Genomic DNA, 18,709 nt, shown 5'->3' with positions numbered 1-18,709 from the left:
TTGTCCTACGAAAATTACAAAATTTTATTTTCCGAAAATATGGAGCTCCGTGAAATCCTTGCTTACTTCAATGGAGTTATTGCCATTTAGTTTGATATCCTTTAAATCAACTTCTTCGTTGTCAAGTTCCACGGTTTCTATGGTAAACGGAAGCCCATGGAATGTCATTTTAAAATTATCGTAAGGGGTAATAAAGTTACCATCCTTGAACTGTTGGATGATAAGTTCGTTTTCTTTTCCCGTTAATTTGAAACGGCGAAGACTATACCTTCCTTTTTTATAATCATAGCCCTCTTGCTGGTCTTCGTAGACTTTCGAATTTTCTGTGCCCTCTTTGAAGTAAACATCAATGGCCAGCTTTTCTATCTCTTTTTCTCCAATATATTGCTGTACGGGATATTTAGGAATCATGGCTCCTTCTTTAACAAACAATGGCACCCGATGGATTTCGGCAGACACCCATCGTTCTACTCCTCCCTCGGTCAGTTCATCTGTCCAATAGTTGTACCAGTTCCCTTTGGGAAAATACATTCTTCTACCCTGGGCATTGGGCTCTTGCACGGGGCACACCAACATTTGTTTTCCAAATATGAATTCATCTGTTCGGAAATGTGTCTGGGGATCTTCTTGGTCATAAAAAACCAATGATTGGAGCATTGGAAAGCCTTCCTTAATGTAATTATAGAACATGGTATATAGGTAAGGCATGAGTTGGTACCTTAGTTCAATAAAATCTCTAACAATATCCGTGATCTCATCTCCGAAAGACCAGGGTTCTTGGTCACCGTGGTCACCGCTGGAATGCACTCGACAAAATGGATGAAAAACAGCCAATTGCATCCAACGGGCAAACAATTCACCATTCGGTTGTTCCGCAAATCCACCAATATCGGAACCTACAAAGGAATATCCACTCATGCACATACGTTGCATCTGTACATTGGCAATCCACAAATGCTCCCATGTGGCCACGTTATCTCCCGTCCATGTGGCACAATAGCGCTGGGTTCCCGCATATGCTGCCCGTGTGAGGACAAAGGGTCTACGCGGAAACATAAACTTTTTAACGCCCTCGTAGGTGGCCCGTACCATTTGCATCCCATAAACATTGTGTGCTTTTCTATGACTGCAAGGATGACCGTCATAATCGTGCCTAACATCTAAATTTGCCGTTTTTGTGGGAACTTCCATAATGGCGGGTTCGTTCATATCGTTCCAAACACCGCTTACGCCCATATCGGCAATCATTTCTTTATATAGTTCGGCCCACCACTCCCTAACTTCAGGATTGGTAAAATCCGGGAACTTACATTCACCGGGCCATACTTTTCCTTTAAAATGGGGTCCATCGGCCCTTCGGCAAAAGAATCCATTGTCCATGGCCTGTTGATACACCCAATAATCACGATCTATCTTAATACCGGGATCGATCATGGTAATGGTCTTAAAGCCATCTTCCTCGAGTTCCTTGATCATTTTTTTAGGATTGGGGAACTTTTTGTTATCCCATGTAAAGCATCTAAACCCTTCCATGTAATCAATATCCAAATAAATGGCATCACAAGGAATGTTCAATTTTCTAAAGGTATTGGCTATATCCTTTACTTTTTTCTCGGGGTAGTAGCTCCATTTGGATTGATGAAAGCCCAGAGCCCAAAGGGGCGGAAGTTCCGGAACACCGGTCAAATCGGTATAAGACTCCACTACTTCCTTCATTTCGGGGCCGTAAAAGAAATAATAGTTCATTTCGCCCCCATCTGCCCAAAAGCTTGTGACATTTCTTTTTTCCGCAGCAAAATCGAAATAAGTGCTGAACGAATTATCGAAAAATATTCCGTAAGCTATGCTTTCTTTCAGTCCAATATAAAATGGAATGGATTTATACAGCGGCTCTTGGTCTTTCCCGTATGCATAGGAGTCGGTCACCCAATTGTTGACCCTTTTCCCTTTCAGGTTTGTATGCGAGGCCTTATCCCCCATTCCGTAATAACTCTCTCCTGAATGGGAAATCTTGCTCATTTTAACCACATTGCCCCCGTAATCAAAATTCTCCTCCCAATGAAATCCCAGTTCATCCTCTGCCAGAATCACATCGTCCATATCAACAATCTGCACCTTCAGGTTGGTCTTATTGATATAAATCTTGATTTTCGATGTCGTAATCACATATTCCGGTATCTCATCTTCCACAGTAAGCTCATTGTACCCGAGATTAACATCTTCGCTTACGGCATAAGAGAAATCCGGTTCAAAAACATATTCGGTGGCATACCTGAAACGGACAACACTATCCCTTAAAATGGTTACTTGTAAAATAACACCGTTCTGGCTGGTAAAATATAATTTGTCGTTTTCTTGCTTAAAATCGACTATATGGTTTGGGAACTGATTCCCCGTTTTTGCAATTTCAGTATTGGTTATCATCTATAATTGATTGAGGCTCACAAAAGAAACACAAAAGCCCGAATAAATAAAAATATGTTTTTAAAAGCAATCAACTACAACGTTTTAGCTGTGCGTTTATTTATACACGACAACACCCAAAGGCGGAAGGTTCATTAAAACTGACTGCTTATACCCATTCCATGATGTTTTGGATGGTTTCATCGTTTTTTTGCCCATCCCGCTACCTGAGTATTTTTTATCGTCGCTATTAAATACCAATTTTAAGGTACTCGTTTTTGGAACTCCCAGCCTATAGTTTTCGCGTGGTACAGGAGTGAAATTGCAAACAATGATCAAATCATCCTTGGGGTCGTTGCCTTTTCTGATATACGATATCACCGTATTTTCTTGGTCGTTGTATTCAATCCACTGGAACCCATCAGGGTTAAACTGTTTTTCATATAGTGCAGGATTGGTCTTGTACATCTTGTTCAGGTCCTTGATTGCCTCCTGTATTCCAGAATGAAAATCATATTGTGTTAGATGCCAATCCAAACTTTCCTGAAAATTCCATTCGGAAGACTGGCCAAACTCTCCTCCCATAAATAAAAGGTTACCTCCGGGATGCGTGAACATATAGCCGAATAGCAACCGTAGATTGGCAAATCGTTGCCATTCATCACCCGGCATTCGGTAAAGCAAAGATTGTTTACCATATACTACCTCATCATGCGAAAAAGGCAGCATAAAGTTTTCGGTAAAGGCATAGGTGAGACTAAAACTGATCGTATTCAAATCGTACGAACGGTGTATGGGGTCTTTTTTAAAGAACTCCAAGGTATCGTGCATCCATCCCATCATCCATTTCATACCAAAACCCAGTCCTCCATAATGCACAGGTTTGGTAACGCCTGTAAATGCAGTGGATTCCTCGGCTATGGTCTGTATTCCTTTAAAACTGGCATAAACTTCTTGGTTCATTTCCCGTAAAAAGGACATGGCCTCCAAATTTTCGTTGTTGCCATACATGTTCGGCTCCCATTCGCCATCTTCCCGTGAATAATCCAGATAAAGCATAGATGCAACGGCATCTACCCGTAAGCCATCCACATGGTATTGATCTAGCCAAAAAATAGCATTGCTGATCAAAAATGCCCGTACTTCATTTCTTCCGTAGTTAAAAATGAGACTTTTCCAATCAGGATGGTAACCTCTTCTTCTATCGGGATGTTCATATAAATTCGATCCATCAAAAAACCCAAGTCCATGGGCATCTTCGGGAAAGTGGGAAGGCACCCAATCCAAAATGACCCCGATACCACGCTGGTGCAAGGCATCCACCAGAACTTTAAAGTCTTCCGGTTTTCCAAAGCGTGAGGTAGGAGCAAAATATCCCGTAATTTGATATCCCCAAGAGGGATCGTAAGGATATTCCATAACCGGCATAAACTCTACATGTGTAAAGCCCATCTCCTCGACATAGTCCGCCAACTGTTCCGCCAGCTCGAGGTAACTTAAGGACTCCCAGCCATTTTTTTTCTTCCAAGAACCTAAATGGACCTCGTACACCGAATAAGGCCTATCCAGACCATTTTTCTCCTCTCGGGTATCCATCCAAGTATCGTCTTTCCATTTATGATCATCCTCCCAAACCAAAGAGGCGGTTTGTGGGGGCTGCTCACAAAAACGAGCAAATGGGTCTGCTTTTTCGGTCCAGACATCGTTGTTGTTGGAGTGTATCTTATACTTGTATTTGGTTCCTTTGTCCACTCCGGGAATAAATCCTTCCCAAATTCCGCTGCTGTCCCAACGAACGTTCAATTCATGTTCACCGGCGGTCCAATAATTAAAATCACCAATAACACTGACCGACTTTGCACTTGGGGCCCAAACGGCAAAGTAGGTTCCCTTAACACCGTCTACCTCGGTAAGGTGCGACCCCAATTTGTTGTAAAGGCGAAAGTGCTTACCCCCTTTAAAAAGATTGATATCGAACTCCGTAAAAAAACTGTGTGGAACTACCTTGGACATATTTGTTGGTTTAGTCATATACAATAATAAGCATCTTTGAGCAAGAATACGATTATAACAACAGGTTTGGTGTTTTAAACAACATTTTTTTAAAAAATGGAACGCTTTTTGATTTTATTGCATCAACAGATGAAATGAACACAAATCAAAATCCAAAAATCATGAATAAATTTAGTACAATTTTAGGAGCAGTTATCGTTTTTGTATTCGCGGCATGCGAAGGGCCCCAAGGACCTCCGGGGTTTGATGGACTCGATGGACTGGACGGACTGGATGGTGCAGATGGCATTCAAGGCCAGGTTGTTGAAGTCGAAGGCGTAAACTTTGGCTACGATGCCGAGGCCAATCTTTTTAGTACCCTGATTACATTTTCCGATGTCACCGACTTCGAAGTATTTGAATCGGACGCTGTTTTGGTATACAGGCACGACGGTATAATTGACCTCAATGATGGGACCACTGCAGATGCTTGGACACAAATACCCCAAAATTATTTTTTGAACGAAGGTACCATCCAATATGTTTTTGCCCACACCTTTGTGGATGTGGAACTGTTTATTGACGGTAACTTCGACCTTTCTACATTGAGCACCGATTTCACCGATAATCAGCTGTTCAGGATTGTATTTGTGCCAAGTGAATATGCCGAATCTCCCGACTTTGATGCTTCAAACATTGAAAGTGTAATGTCCCATCTTAATATTGATGAAGAGCACATTACAACTTTGGATATCAACTAAATCTATTGAAATAGCGTATTTTAAGTCCCATTGGTCATCAATGGGACTTTTTTTATTACATTATAGTGAAAGGATTTCAATAGAAATACGTCCAAACAGATAAAAGACAAAAGAATGGGAAAAAGATTGTTATTGCTTGCCTTGGTAATATTTGCCGGATGCAAGGGAACTTCGCAAGAAGAGAAAAAAGAAACTGCAAAGGAAACTTTTAAAGTAAACAAAACAGATGCCGAGTGGAAAGCGGAACTGACCGATATGGAGTATTATGTACTTCGAAAAGCCGCAACTGAAAATGCATTTTCCAGCGATTTGTTGGATAATAAGGAAAAAGGAACCTACGTGTGCGCAGGTTGTGGAACCCCTCTTTTTAAAAGTGAGCACAAATTTAAATCCGGAACAGGATGGCCCAGTTTTGACAGGGAAATCGAAGGAAATGTTGCTTTTGACACAGACTACAAAATAGGCGTGGCACGAACCGAGGAACATTGTGCCGTTTGCGGAGGTCATTTAGGACATGTTTTTAATGATGGACCGAGCAATACCACGGGGAAAAGACATTGTATTAATGGCGCCGCCCTTGATTTTATCCCTGGCAACAAATAAATTACCATAAAACTTACATGGACAAAAAATACAGCGTAAACAAATCCGAAGAAGAGTGGAAAAAAGAACTTTCCACTGAAGAATACTATGTTTTACGACAAAAAGGGACCGAACGACCCTACACAGGCAAATTCGACCTTCATTTTGAAGATGGGGACTACCATTGCAAGGCTTGTAATGCAAAATTGTTCGAAAGTGAGCACAAATTTGAAAGTGGTTGTGGTTGGCCTTCGTTCGATCAAGCAGTTGAGGGAGCCATTGAATATATACGCGATACCAGCCATGGTATGATTCGTACCGAGACAGTCTGTGCAAATTGTGGTAGTCATTTAGGGCATGTTTTTAACGATGGCCCCAAAGAGACTACGGGACAACGTTATTGCATTAATTCTGTGAGCATTGATTTTGACCCTGAAACATAACCCTTACCCCATATTTTTTTATTGCTAGTACCCGTTTTTACCTATTTCACAAACTAATCCACATTTGAATTTTTTCAACTTGGGAAATGGAGATTGATTTACGTACTTTTGCACCTGCCAATCAATGGCGGATTTTCAATTTAACAACTAAAATCAAAATCTAATGAGCAAGTTCGATATAATTGTTTTGGGAAGTGGTCCAGGTGGATATGTTACTGCCATAAGGGCATCACAATTAGGTTTCAAAACAGCCATTATAGAAAAAGAAAGTTTGGGAGGTGTATGTCTTAACTGGGGATGTATCCCAACAAAGGCCCTTCTTAAATCTGCTCAAGTTTTCGAATATTTGAAGCATGCTGAGGATTACGGTTTGAGTGCCAAAGACGTGGACCATGATTTTGATGCTGTTGTTAAAAGAAGCCGTGGTGTTGCAGAGGGGATGAGCAAAGGTGTTCAATTCTTGATGAAGAAGAACAAAATCGAGGTCATCAATGGATATGGAAAGGTAAAACCAGGCAAAAAAGTTGAAGTAAAAGCGGAAAACGGAGAAACCACCGAGTATTCGGCCGATAATATCATCATCGCAACTGGAGCGCGTAGCCGAGAGCTGCCCAGCCTTCCTCAAGATGGAGAAAAGGTGATTGGGTACCGCGAGGCCATGTCCTTGAAAAAACAACCCAAGAAAATGATCGTGGTAGGTAGTGGCGCCATTGGAATGGAGTTTGCTTATTTCTACCATTCCATGGGAACCGAGGTAACAGTTGTTGAGTACATGCCCAATATAGTTCCTGTGGAGGACGAGGATATTTCAAAACAATTGGAGCGTAGCTTTAAAAAGTCTGGCGTAAAAATCAAGACTTCTGCCGAGGTCACCAAAGTTGACACTTCGGGTGATGGGGTAAAAGCTACGGTAAAGACCAAAAAAGGCGAAGAGGTATTGGAAGCCGATATCGTACTATCCGCCGTGGGCATCAAAACCAACATTGAAAATATTGGTTTGGAAGATGTTGGAATCGCAACGGACAGGGACAAAATATTGGTGAACGATTACTATCAGACCAACATTCCAGGGTACTTTGCCATTGGTGACGTAACCCCCGGACAGGCATTGGCGCACGTAGCTTCTGCCGAGGGAATACTTTGTGTCGAAAAATTGGCAGGCATGCATGTTGAGGCACTAGACTACGGCAACATTCCAGGATGTACGTACTGTATCCCCGAGGTAGCCTCTGTTGGTTTGACCGAAAAGCAAGCTAAAGAACAAGGGTACGACCTTAAAATTGGTAAGTTTCCTTTCTCCGCGAGTGGTAAGGCAAAAGCTGCTGGAACTCCCGATGGTTTTGTAAAAGTAATTTTTGATGCCAAGTACGGTGAGTGGTTAGGCTGCCATATGATCGGTGTTGGTGTGACCGATATGATCGCCGAAGCTGTTGTTGCCAGAAAGTTGGAGACCACAGGTCACGAAGTACTAAAAGCGGTACACCCTCACCCAACCATGAGCGAAGCGGTTATGGAAGCCGTTGCCGATGCTTATGATGAAGTAATCCACCTATAAGGTATGTTGAAACTTTTTAGGGCCACTGCTATTTTAGAAGGTATTTCCTATCTACTCCTTTTCGGGATGACCATGCCGTTAAAGCATTGGGCAGATATTCCCGAACCTAACCAGACCGTGGGTATGGCACATGGAATATTGTTTATTCTGTATGTAGTGGTGGCCGTAATTTTTTGTTGGGAAAGAAAATGGAAGCTCAAAAGATTTATTGTTCTTTTTATAGCATCACTTCTTCCCTTTGGAACGTTCTACGCCGATAAAAAATACTTGAGGAATTTAGCCTAAAAAACTCTGGATGGCGAGATCATAGCTTTGGAGGCCAAACCCTAGGATAACTCCTTTGGCCCCGGGAGATATGTAAGAAACATGTCGGTAATCCTCTCTTTGGTGCGTATTGGAAATGTGCACTTCAATAACCGGGGTTTCCACAGCTTTTACGGCATCACCAATACCAACAGAAGTATGGGTATAGGCCGCTGCATTTAGAATGATGCCATCATAATCAAAACCTACTTCTTGTATTTTTCCAATAAGTTCACCCTCGATATTGGATTGATAATATTCCAGTTCCGTGTCGGGAAACTTTTTTTGAAGTTGTTCAAAATAGTGTTCAAAAGTGGTACTCCCGTATACTTCGGGCTCACGCTTTCCCAAAAGGTTCAAATTGGGTCCGTTAATGATCATTAGTTTCATACAATCAAAAATACAATAAAAAGAAAAGGGCGGGAAAACCCGCCCTCATTTCATATTTTATACATATCAATTATTGATAGCGAACTGCAGACCAAAGCCAAAAGCGGCGACTTGGTTGTCCCCAACATCGCTGAGTACCACAGAAGGTCTCCAATCAAAATTAAGCACCAGTGGAACTCCGTCTATCTTAAAGTCGAGTCCCAAATGCGGACGCAGCGCAAAAATGTTGTCTGTATTTTTAATAAAAATAATACTCGGCCCCACCCCAGCGTACCATCGTAATCCCGGCGCTCTAAAAAAACCTTTGTGAAAAGAATATAGAAAAGTGGCAATTGTTGCATTATCTTCAAATCCTAAATCGGCTTGACCAACATGGTTGTCGGAAAAGAAGTATTTTCCCGTAGCACCAAAAAAGGTCGCTTCATCATAAAGGTCAATGCCCAACCCCAGGGCTGCCCTATAATTGGTTTGTGCTTTAACAGCCAAATTGCCTAGCATAATAAATGCAAAAACTAAAAGTAATTTTTTCATTTTCTTAAAAAGTGTAATTAATGGTTAATATTCATGATTTTAACTGTAAGATTTGGGGTTAAAACAGTTACTTCTTCTTTTTTAAAATAAAAATAAGATTCCCAAAGCTGCCATTGAGAAATCGTAATCATCACTTACTTTCACATACGAAATATTTATTTCAGTGTTAGTACTAACATTGGCTCCAACCATAGGTCTAACATAAAAACCTCCAGAATTTCCATCATTTATTCCAACAGCGTAACCTATATCCGCTCCCAATTTAAAATCGTAGGTCGGATAAAGTCGGAATGCTCCAGCTACGGGGACATATTGGATGTTGGGAAAATCGCCTTGCACTTCCACAGGACCAAAATCCACTGTGTCGTTATTTATGAAGGCATTCATAAATCCAGTTGCGATACCTGCATCTATGAGTTCCGAAACCCCCCAATGATATCCTAAGTCGAGACCTAATTCAAAATTTGAAAAATCTGAAATATCACCAAATGGTACACCAAAATGAACTCCCGCCTTAAAATTTGTTCGGTCCACTCGTTGGGCCATTGACGAAAAACTAACGGCAACCATCGCTATGATCACCAACACAAATGTCTTTTTTTTCATTGTTAAAATTTTATTAACAACAGAACGACCGCATCGTAAAAAAAGTACCCAAAGTCTTGAATTTCCGACCAAAGACACGAATCCATCTCATTTAAAGACATCTATGGTTTCGGAAAATTATACAAACCATTAATTTCCATACCATCTCGTTTGATAAAAGGCTGTTCTGAGTTGACCAATGCACACTTATGGTGAATTTTAAAAATGTTATCTCACTATATTTGAACATATGAACTGGCAACAAGCAATAAAAGATTATCAAGATTATTTGAAAATAGAGCGTGGGCTTTCCCAAAATTCTATTTTAAATTATTCCATGGATATCCAAAAACTTGTGAGTTATCTCGATGAGCAATCCCTTGATGAAAAGCCCATTGAAATCGATCGGGAAACGGTTCAACAGTTCATATATGACATAGCCAAAATCGTTAACCCAAGGACACAGGCACGTATTATTTCCGGTTTAAAGGGATTTTTCAATTATTTGGTGTTTGAGGATTATAGGGAGAACAACCCCATGGACCTGATAGAAACCCCAAAAATTGGAAGAAAGCTCCCGGATACACTTTCTGAAAAAGAAATCAACCGATTAATCGCTGCGATTGACCTATCCAAACCCGAAGGCGAACGTAACAGAGCGATTTTGGAAACCTTGTACGGTTGTGGCCTTCGTGTATCCGAACTCATTAATCTAAAACTATCGGACCTATATTTTGACGAGGATTTTATAAAAGTGACCGGTAAAGGAAACAAACAGCGCTTTGTTCCCATCAGTAACGTCAACCAGAAATACATTACTATTTATTGGAAAGAGGTACGGGTACATTTGCCCATAAAAAAGGAGCACGAGGATTTTGTTTTTCTGAATCGCAGGGGCAAACAATTGACACGTGCCATGATTTTTACCATTGTTAAAGGTTTGGCCGAAGCAATTGGGCTGGACAAAAATATTAGTCCGCATACCTTTCGGCATTCCTTTGCCACTCATCTTCTGGAGAATGGTGCCGACCTTAGGGCCATACAACAAATGTTGGGGCACGAAAGTATTACCACTACCGAGGTGTATATGCACGTGGACCGCAAGCATTTAACCCAGGTGCTTCAAGAATTTCACCCTAGAAAACAACAAGAACGCTAATCTTGCATCAAAGTGTCCCGCTCTACCCTATTTTGCTTTTTGAACGGACGAATAATTAATCGGGCCTCGCGATCAAATCTAATATAGTTATAAACCCAATTGATAAATACTACGACCCTGTCCCTAAAACCAATAAGGAAATATAAATGCACAAACATCCACACAAACCAAGCAAACACCCCTTGGAACTTAAACTTTGGCAAATCCACAACGGCTTTGTTCCTTCCCACGGTGGCCATGCTACCCTTATCTTTATAAACAAAAGGCTTCATGGACTTTCCTTCCATCAAGCGCACCAGATTATCCCCTAAATTTTTACCTTGTTGAATGGCTGGCTGTGCCATCATAGGGTGGCCGTGTGGGAACTCCTCAGTTTCCATTTGGGCCACATCACCTATGGCAAAAACATCTTCCAGTCCGGCTACTTGATGAAACTCATTTACTCTTAACCTTTTTCCCCTACAAAGAAACTCCTCCGAGTCCAACCCCTTTATTTCTACCGCTTTTACCCCTGCGGCCCATACCAAGGTCTCTGCTTGGAACATGGTATTCGTATTGGTCGACACCTTTTTACCATCATAATCGGTTACTCGGATGTTTTTCCAAACGTTCACACCGAGTTCCTCCAAGAAACTTTCTGCTTTCTCTGATGCCTTTTCGCTCATTGCAGGTAATATTCTGTCCCCGCTCTGCACCAAATTTATCTGTGCTCTACGTGTATCCAGATCTGGATAGTCCTTGGGAAGTATTCCTTTTTTCATTTCCGCCAATGCTCCTGCAAGTTCAACCCCCGTTGGTCCCCCGCCAACAATCACAAAATTCATTAAGGCATCTCGCTCATGTAGATCGTCCGTTAAAAGTGCTTGTTCAAAGTTTTCCAGAATCAAGCTTCGTAAATTCAAGGATTGCGGAATGGTTTTCATGGCCATACCTTTGGTCGCAATCCCTTTGTTGCCAAAAAAATTGGTCTCGGAACCAGCAGCAATTACCAGATAATCGTAAAAAATCTCACCTATATTGGTTTTGATTCTTTTGGTATCGGTCTTGACTTCCTGTACCTGTGCAAGTCTAAAATAGAAATTGGGGTATCCCTGCAGTACTTTTCTAATAGGGTATGCTATAGAATCGGGTTCGAGTCCCCCAGTGGATACTTGATAAAGCAATGGCTGAAAGTTGTGGTAGTTGTGCTTATCCAACAAAACCACTTGAGCTTCCTTTTTACCTAATTTCTTTGCTAACGCAATACCTCCAAAACCACCGCCCACGATAACGATTCTTGGATAACTGGACTGGGGAATATTCATTTTAGACATATCAACAAATTTAAGTATTCCCATGTAGTAAGGGCCAACTCAGGCTTGGTTTTTTTGTATCTTTAGCGCCTAACTCAAAAAAACTTCAACCAATGAAAAAATTTCTCCCGTTAGGTGTACTTTTCCTTTTGTGCACCATGGGTGTTCATGCCCAAAAAAAGAAAAATGATGTCATCAAGGATTTAGATTCCAAATCTGAAAAATACAGTGAAATTGCCCACGAAATCTGGGATCTTGCTGAAATGGGCTATTTGGAAGAACAAAGCTCTGCGCTATTGCAAGAAACCCTATCAGATGCCGGTTTCAGCATTGACAAGGGTATTGCTGGTATCCCAACGGCTTTTAAAGCAGAATACGGTTCCGGTTACCCGGTAATTGCAATTTTGGGGGAATACGATGCCCTACCAGGCCTGTCTCAAGAAGCTGTTCCAGAGAAAAAATCAGCTGGAGGAGCTGCTGGCCATGCCTGTGGCCACCATTTGTTCGGGACCGCATCCACAGCAGCGGCAATTTCTGTAAAAAACTGGATGGAAACCAATAACATTAAAGGAACCATTCGTTTTTATGGATGTCCAGCAGAAGAAGGTGGTTCAGGAAAAGTCTACATGGTTCGAGAAGGGGTCTTTGACGATGTGGATGTTGCGCTACACTGGCACCCTGGTTCCGCAAATGCTGCCAGCGCGGGTGCCGCACTCGCCAATAAATCTGCTAAATTCCGATTTTACGGAGTTTCTGCCCACGCTGCAGGAGCACCGGAAAAAGGACGTTCCGCGCTTGACGGTGTAGAGGCCATGAACGTTATGGTAAATATGATGCGGGAACATGTCCCAGAAGACGCAAGAATTCACTACGTGATTACCAATGGTGGCAAAGCTCCCAATGTAGTACCCGACTTTGCAGAGGTCTACTATTATGCCCGACACAATACACGTGACGTAGTTGTAGATATGTTCGACCGCATGGTAAAGGCCGCCGAAGGCGCTGCCATGGGTACCGGAACTACCATGGAATACGAAATGATAGGGGGAACACACGAATTACTGCCCAACCTCACCGTTCAAAAAATCATGTACGACAATTTGGTTAAAGTTGGAGGTGTTACCTACAATGATGAGGAAAAGGCTTTTGCCGAAAAAATATCCGAAACCTTGGGCAAAGGTGCTCCGGATATCGCTACTGCTGAAACCATTCAACCATACAAAGAGACTGCCCAAGCTTATGGATCTACCGATGTGGGCGATGTGAGCTATACGGTTCCAACCGCTGGTTTGGGAACTGCAACCTGGGTTCCTGGAACACCTGCACACAGCTGGCAAGCCGTAGCTGCCGGTGGAATGACTATTGGTTCCAAGGGAATGATGGTCGCGGCCAAAACCCTTGCTCTTACCGCAATGGATATTTTTGAAAGCCCCAAAACGGTAGAGGCAGCGAAAAAGGAATTGGAAGAAAGAAGAGGCAAAGACTTCAAGTATGTTCCCATGTTGGGCAACAGACCACCTGCCTTGGACTATCGCAATTAGTTTTTTACCTAACACTGTAACAAAAGTTGTTTTATATACACTGATATATAAAGCAAATTACCAACCGTTTAGTGAACAAAGAACTGGAACATCGTTTTGTGACGGAACTTGAGGACAATCAAAACATTGTCCATAAGGTGTGTAGTCTATATACCAATGACAAGGACTCCCATAACGATCTGTTCCAAGAAATCACTATACAGTTGTGGAAAGCTTACCCAAAGTTTCGGGGAGATGCCAAGTTTAGTACATGGATGTACCGTGTTGCTTTGAATACGGCCATAACGCTGTACAGAAAATCTAAGAAAAGGGTGAAAACCCAGGATTTTGATTCGGTCCTCTATAAAATCAAGGCCACAGATTATGATGATACCGAGGAGCGCCAATTAAAATTAATGTACGATGCCATAAAACAACTTGGTGATATTGAAAAAGCCTTGGTCTTTCTATACCTGGAAGACAAGGATTATTCCGAAATAGCCGAAACTTTGGGTATTTCCGAAGTAAATGCGAGAGTGAAGATGAGCAGGGTAAAAACTAAATTAAGAACCATATTAAATCCGTGATTATGTTGGATGAACTGGAGCTCTTGAAAAAAGATTGGCAGAAGCGGGAAGCAGACCTTCCCAAGCTGTCCTATGAGCAAATCTATCCGATGACCAAGAAAAAGTCATCGTCCATAGTAAAATGGATTTTTTATATCAGTATTATAGAATTTGTTTTCTGGGCAGGTATCAATGTTATTTTTAGTGGCCCCGAAACCATGGAGGAGCTTAAGGCCATGCACATCCATAAAGTGATCATGGTTCTCAATGTCATCAATTACGCCATTATCCTTTACTTTATTTACAAGTTTTACACCAACTACAAAAAAATATCCTTCACAGATTCCTCCAGGAATTTGATGAAAACCATTTTAAAGGTAAAACGTACCGTTACACAGTACGTATGGTTCAATCTCATCATCTTCACCACCTACCTGATCATTAACATGTACGGGGTATTGCTCTACGGCCCTGAAGGTCAGAAAATCGTAGAAGCTGCTTCTCAAGATGGGAACAGTATGGCTTTTTGGGCCATGGTAATCGGGATATCCATAGTTTTCACAGCGGTGATCTTATTTTTGATCTGGCTGTTCTACAAACTACTTTATGGTATCCTTCTGAAAAGACTTAGAAAAAACTACAACGAGCTCAAAAGGTTAGAAGTTTAATCATCTAATTTGCCCTTGTAACTGTACCGCCTTTTCTGATTCTCCTCTTCGTAGGCAAGAAGTTCTTTCTGAGGAATTACTTTTAAGAAAGATGGATGTTGCTCGATGGCGTACTCCAATTTTTCCAATATGGCCTCAATGGATTCATTGCCATAATCGATTTCCAAAGGCTCCTTTATTTGCATGGATTGAAGAATTCCTTTCTTTTTCACCCTTAATCCCTTCTTATCAAAAGAACGGCGGAACCCATCAATAACAACAGGCACTACCACCGGCTTATACTTTTTTATAATGTGTGCCGTCCCCTTTCGTAACGGTTTCCAAGGTGTAGTGGTTCCCTGTGGAAACGTTATTACCCAACCGTCGTCCAGTGCCTTTCCAATATTGGAGATATCACTGAATTTAACTTGTCGGTTCACATTTTTACCATCGGCCCTCCACGTCCTTTCGATACTAATGGACCCGGCATAAGCCAAAATTTTGGTCAACAGGCTCTTCTTCATGGTCTCCTTCGCCGCCACATAATAAATGTTCAATTTAGGATTCCACAGATAGCCCAAATTTTTAATACTATCCTCTCTTCCGCTTAAACTGGCATTAAAAACATGGAACATCGCAACCACATCGGCAAAGTAAGTTTGATGATTACTAACAAAAAGTACATTGTTTTCGGGAAGATCACGGATAATTTGCGAACCTTCGATCTCTAAAGTATTAAATCCTTTATACCGTTGGTGCGTCATCATACCAGCTATACGAATCAGCCATCGTTTTAAAAATAAAATATGACCAAAAGGATTTTTCTTAAAAAGGCCCATATATAGTGTTGGTTGTTAACTGCAAATTTACAAAATAGCCATTAAAGCACTTGCCGTAAAAGCTCCTTGATCTCGCTCAACATCATGGCTGTGGCACCCCAAACAGTGTAACCATTTAATTTAAAGGCGGGTACATTAATGTTTTTCGCATAAGAAGTACTCAAAATTTCTTCAATATGGTTGGAATCATCCAAAAAATCCCTCAGATACACCTCTACCAAACTTTCAACCTCGCCGTCTTCCTTTATAAAAGGTTTCGGATTTGGATAAATTCCAATGTATGGGCGAACTAAAAAATTGCTCGGGGGTATATAAACCTCACTCAATTCTTTGATTACCTCTACCGCTTTGGGCGGCACACCGACTTCTTCATGGGTTTCCCTTAAAGCTGTTTCCATCAAGTCCCTGTCCTCATTTTCCACTTTACCCCCGGGAAATCCAATTTGGTTGGAGTGGACACCTTGATACACTTTTCTTAGGATCAAAAGTAATCGGGTTTCCTGCTCAACATCCGGATAAAAAAGTGCCATTACCCCTGCCCTTCTTGGATTTGCATCTTGTACCCTATTGTTCTTCAACCATTGAATACGAAGTTGCGGAGACATTTTATGATGGGAATCCTCTCCAGGTAGTGGGAGATTTTTTAATTTTAAAGCTAGTTCACAAAATTCATTAAAATTCATGCTGTTGAGACAATCGGCTTTAACTACAAGTATATTATTTCTTTTATTCGTTTCCTGTGGAGAATCCCCTAAAAAGGATAAAGACAAAGTTCAGGAAAATATTGCAAACACCGACACCATACCGGAAATCGAAGTGGATTCAACCGCCATAGCAGAAGAGGAGGAAGAGGAAGAACCTTTTCAACTTACGGAAGAAAATGCCATCGACTTCTTTTTTGATTATTCCAAAAAACTTAAAAAGGACAAGGTTAAAATTACCACGACGATGGGAAGTTTTACCGTTCAGTTATATGATGATGTTCCATATCACAAGGCAAATTTCATTTATTTGGCGCGACAAAAATATTTTGACAGCACCCAATTTCACCGTGTCGTTAAAGATTTTATAATTCAAGGTGGAAACTCCGACGACCGAAAAACCGCACGAAAAAGGGGTAAAATAGGACGATACCTGCTCCCCCCAGATGCTAAAAAAGGACATAAACACCACAGGGGAACCATTTCCATGCCCAGTAGTGAAAGGGACAATCCGCACAAGTTGGCCTCTCCTTACGAGTTTTTCATCGTAGTAACGAATCCTGGCTCATATCACCTTGATGGCTCCTATACTCCTTTTGGTCGAGTTGTGGAAGGGATGGACGTTGTGGATGCCATAAACAATGTTCCCGTGGGCGACGGCGATTGGCCTTGGCAAAATATTTACATCCTTAAGACTGAAGTTTTATAAACTTAGTTCTTGGACTTTTATCCCTTTTGAAAAATTAAAAAAGCCATCATTCTTAAAGGACATTAAGCCTTTTTAAAGAGATTTTTCCCGATGATGAACCGGTAAGGAAAGCTCTCCTTTTTATTTTCAGACGGCACCTCTTGCCCTGTTGGAGCAGTTTTGCTTTCATAAATAGAAATTAGAACGGCTATGATTATGAGGTTTTTCATGATATATTGCCCAACTAAAGTCAATGATAGTGGTTCTTCTCCAAAAACATCGTTAGGGAAAAACAAAAGTGGTGTAAATGTACATACCATATGTATTAGTGCAAGAATCACTGCTTGCCTGCGGAAAAGCCCTAGAACGAATAAAAATCCCAATCCTACTTCCCAAATGGCAAGTAGGATAATGGAAACCTCATCGGGAATAAGCCCAAAAGTGAGATGATGAATGGTATTTTTTGCCAAATCTTCGGCCGGACTTAGGTTAGGGACAAATTTCAGTGCTCCAAACCAAAAATAAACTACGCCCATGGAAATGGACAACATTCGCTCTTTTATAGACTTTCCCATTTTATAACTATTTAATTATTGAATTCGTTCATGAGTTCTGGATCAACTTTTACCTTACTTCTTGCAAATCGATAGGATACCCCAACATTGATCAAATAGTCGGCGAATGCCGCATCTCCCATTCTTGGCTCCCCCGTCATCTGTTGTGTTTCCAAATCGGTAACACTTTGCGGACGTTCCCTTCTTACCGCAAACGGCACGTTCAGGTTCAACGAAAAGTTATCTTTCATAAAAGCGATTCCCGGGTCAATGGAAAGCACATTTCCAGGTCGTCTAAAACCTTGGTTCCCCCCTATCAAATCTTTAACGGGAACTCCCTCGTAGCGTGCGCCCAAAGAAGCGGAAATGGTATTGCTCAAACTATGGCTAAATCCAGCCCTGACCGAGAACTGATCAGGAACGGCCATAATAGCCTCATTTTGTAGAATCGGGCTTAAGGTCTCCCTAAAGGTGCGCGTACCGTTGGTCTCTCTCGGATTGATCAAATAAAATCCACCACCATAGGCAAAGAAGCGTTCAGCGATTTTTTGGTAAAACTGGAAATCCAAAGTAATTCCAAAACCACCATCGCCAGGTTGGATGCTTTGATCTACAGGTCTAACTTGTGGCCCACCTTCCGGTCCAACATTGTAAAAAATGTCAGAGGCATTGTAACTGCCCGTTGGCAACTTAAGTCCCAACCCCACAGCTAAGTTTCCGTTTTGGTGTTTTTCCAAATCAAACAACCAATACCCGACACCCACACGAATATCGGCCAAGCCTCTTGAAAATGTGGTGTTTCGTTCATCCCTACCGTGCTCGTATAAAGAGGAGCGCGTATTGATGACAGTTGGGATAGTGATACTGGCATACCATCTATCCGAAATTCCATAGGTCAGGAAAAAATCCCAGGAATGGGAATGGTTGATTACTTCCGACCCATTGGATACCCTGTCCGGTTCTTCTTCCGTTCCCCTAAAATGGCGAAAGGATTTAAAGTATCTGTAATTACTTCCTATTTGAATGTCCCCCGGACCTAATAAATTGTTTTCCAAAGTATTCCCCACACAAGAGGAAAAGTGTCTGATAGCGACACATCCCTGCGCAGTGGCTTGATGGATTCCTAAAAATAGGATAAGCCCAAAAAATGGAATCATTGATGATCGTGATGTTTTCATACCTGAAATTCGATTGGTTT

The 18,709-nt window shown here is 41.5% G+C and carries 20 protein-coding genes; 10 read left to right on the top strand and 10 right to left on the bottom strand.

What is annotated here, in order from left to right; genetic code table 11:
* Window positions 1-24: 24 nt before the first annotated feature.
* Both J0654_RS00300 and glgB read right to left on the bottom strand, forming a co-directional pair.
* On the bottom strand, window positions 25-2,424 hold the full coding sequence (locus J0654_RS00300) for a glycoside hydrolase family 31 protein (RefSeq protein WP_207025632.1): 2,400 nt from the start codon (window positions 2,422-2,424) through the stop codon (window positions 25-27).
* A 96-nt stretch (window positions 2,425-2,520) separates the two neighbouring features.
* Window positions 2,521-4,416 carry a 1,4-alpha-glucan branching protein GlgB gene (gene glgB, locus J0654_RS00295; protein ID WP_207025630.1) on the bottom strand — a complete coding sequence of 632 codons (1,896 nt, stop codon included), beginning with the start codon at window positions 4,414-4,416 and terminating at the stop codon, window positions 2,521-2,523.
* Between the two features lie 161 nt (window positions 4,417-4,577).
* Between glgB and J0654_RS00290 the strand changes: the two genes are divergently transcribed.
* The 5 genes from J0654_RS00290 (at window position 4,578) to J0654_RS00270 (ending at window position 8,021) form a co-directional block, all read left to right on the top strand.
* Complete coding sequence (locus J0654_RS00290; protein WP_207025629.1) at window positions 4,578-5,156, top strand: collagen-like protein; 579 nt, start codon at window positions 4,578-4,580, stop codon at window positions 5,154-5,156.
* A gap of 114 nt (window positions 5,157-5,270) precedes the next feature.
* The gene (gene msrB, locus J0654_RS00285) at window positions 5,271-5,759 is read left to right on the top strand and encodes a peptide-methionine (R)-S-oxide reductase MsrB (RefSeq protein ID WP_207025628.1); all 489 of its coding nucleotides are present in this window, start codon (window positions 5,271-5,273) and stop codon (window positions 5,757-5,759) included.
* 17 nt (window positions 5,760-5,776) lie between these two features.
* Entirely contained in the window at window positions 5,777-6,181 is a 405-nt protein-coding gene (gene msrB / locus J0654_RS00280; RefSeq protein ID WP_207025624.1) for a peptide-methionine (R)-S-oxide reductase MsrB, read from the top strand.
* Between the two features lie 163 nt (window positions 6,182-6,344).
* Complete coding sequence (gene lpdA, locus J0654_RS00275) at window positions 6,345-7,736, top strand: dihydrolipoyl dehydrogenase (RefSeq protein WP_207025622.1); 1,392 nt, start codon at window positions 6,345-6,347, stop codon at window positions 7,734-7,736.
* A gap of 3 nt (window positions 7,737-7,739) precedes the next feature.
* Window positions 7,740-8,021, top strand: coding sequence for a DUF3817 domain-containing protein (locus tag J0654_RS00270; RefSeq protein WP_207025620.1), 282 nt, complete (start codon window positions 7,740-7,742; stop codon window positions 8,019-8,021).
* Here J0654_RS00270 and aroQ read toward each other — a convergent pair.
* The 3 genes from aroQ to J0654_RS00255 all read right to left on the bottom strand — a co-directional run bounded on the left by aroQ (window position 8,013) and on the right by J0654_RS00255 (window position 9,566).
* Complete coding sequence (gene aroQ / locus J0654_RS00265) at window positions 8,013-8,429, bottom strand: type II 3-dehydroquinate dehydratase (protein WP_207025616.1); 417 nt, start codon at window positions 8,427-8,429, stop codon at window positions 8,013-8,015. The genes J0654_RS00270 and aroQ overlap by 9 nt on opposite strands.
* 66 nt (window positions 8,430-8,495) lie before the next feature.
* Window positions 8,496-8,960 carry a hypothetical protein gene (locus J0654_RS00260; RefSeq protein WP_207025614.1) on the bottom strand — a complete coding sequence of 155 codons (465 nt, stop codon included), beginning with the start codon at window positions 8,958-8,960 and terminating at the stop codon, window positions 8,496-8,498.
* Window positions 8,961-9,041: 81 nt separating this feature from the next.
* Window positions 9,042-9,566, bottom strand: a complete 525-nt coding sequence (locus tag J0654_RS00255) for a hypothetical protein (RefSeq protein ID WP_207025613.1) — start codon at window positions 9,564-9,566, stop codon at window positions 9,042-9,044.
* Between the two features lie 229 nt (window positions 9,567-9,795).
* On the opposite strand from J0654_RS00255, the gene xerD reads away from it, so the two are divergent.
* The gene (gene xerD, locus J0654_RS00250) at window positions 9,796-10,704 is read left to right on the top strand and encodes a site-specific tyrosine recombinase XerD (protein WP_207025607.1); all 909 of its coding nucleotides are present in this window, start codon (window positions 9,796-9,798) and stop codon (window positions 10,702-10,704) included.
* On the opposite strand, the gene J0654_RS00245 is transcribed toward xerD, so the two are convergent.
* Window positions 10,701-12,008: an NAD(P)/FAD-dependent oxidoreductase gene (locus J0654_RS00245; protein ID WP_207027852.1), complete on the bottom strand. Its 1,308-nt coding sequence runs from the start codon at window positions 12,006-12,008 to the stop codon at window positions 10,701-10,703. The genes xerD and J0654_RS00245 overlap by 4 nt on opposite strands.
* A gap of 101 nt (window positions 12,009-12,109) precedes the next feature.
* On the opposite strand from J0654_RS00245, the gene J0654_RS00240 reads away from it, so the two are divergent.
* The 3 genes from J0654_RS00240 to J0654_RS00230 all read left to right on the top strand — a co-directional run bounded on the left by J0654_RS00240 (window position 12,110) and on the right by J0654_RS00230 (window position 14,750).
* Window positions 12,110-13,537 carry an amidohydrolase gene (locus tag J0654_RS00240; RefSeq protein ID WP_207025605.1) on the top strand — a complete coding sequence of 476 codons (1,428 nt, stop codon included), beginning with the start codon at window positions 12,110-12,112 and terminating at the stop codon, window positions 13,535-13,537.
* 71 nt (window positions 13,538-13,608) lie between these two features.
* Window positions 13,609-14,103, top strand: a complete 495-nt coding sequence (locus J0654_RS00235; protein ID WP_207025604.1) for an RNA polymerase sigma factor — start codon at window positions 13,609-13,611, stop codon at window positions 14,101-14,103.
* A 2-nt stretch (window positions 14,104-14,105) separates the two neighbouring features.
* Window positions 14,106-14,750 (top strand): hypothetical protein, encoded by a 645-nt coding sequence (locus J0654_RS00230; protein ID WP_207025603.1) that lies wholly within the window; start codon window positions 14,106-14,108, stop codon window positions 14,748-14,750.
* Here J0654_RS00230 and J0654_RS00225 read toward each other — a convergent pair.
* Both J0654_RS00225 and J0654_RS00220 read right to left on the bottom strand, forming a co-directional pair.
* Entirely contained in the window at window positions 14,747-15,568 is an 822-nt protein-coding gene (locus tag J0654_RS00225; protein ID WP_207025602.1) for a lysophospholipid acyltransferase family protein, read from the bottom strand. The genes J0654_RS00230 and J0654_RS00225 overlap by 4 nt on opposite strands.
* Window positions 15,569-15,609: 41 nt before the next feature.
* Entirely contained in the window at window positions 15,610-16,251 is a 642-nt protein-coding gene (locus tag J0654_RS00220; RefSeq protein WP_207025601.1) for an NUDIX hydrolase, read from the bottom strand.
* On the opposite strand from J0654_RS00220, the gene J0654_RS00215 reads away from it, so the two are divergent.
* Entirely contained in the window at window positions 16,250-16,978 is a 729-nt protein-coding gene (locus J0654_RS00215) for a peptidylprolyl isomerase (RefSeq protein WP_207025600.1), read from the top strand. The two genes, J0654_RS00220 and J0654_RS00215, sit on opposite strands and share 2 nt — an antisense overlap.
* A gap of 62 nt (window positions 16,979-17,040) precedes the next feature.
* Here J0654_RS00215 and J0654_RS00210 read toward each other — a convergent pair whose 3' ends face one another.
* A complete protein-coding gene (locus tag J0654_RS00210; RefSeq protein WP_207025599.1) occupies window positions 17,041-17,532 on the bottom strand; it encodes a DoxX family protein in 492 nt (163 codons plus the stop codon).
* 11 nt (window positions 17,533-17,543) lie between these two features.
* Complete coding sequence (locus J0654_RS00205) at window positions 17,544-18,689, bottom strand: hypothetical protein (RefSeq protein ID WP_207025598.1); 1,146 nt, start codon at window positions 18,687-18,689, stop codon at window positions 17,544-17,546.
* Window positions 18,690-18,709 lie beyond the last annotated feature (20 nt).

The organism is Flagellimonas profundi, assembly GCF_017313275.1.
GTDB classification, from domain to species: Bacteria; Bacteroidota; Bacteroidia; order Flavobacteriales; family Flavobacteriaceae; genus Flagellimonas; species Flagellimonas profundi.
This window is presented reverse-complemented; position numbering and strand designations above follow the sequence as displayed.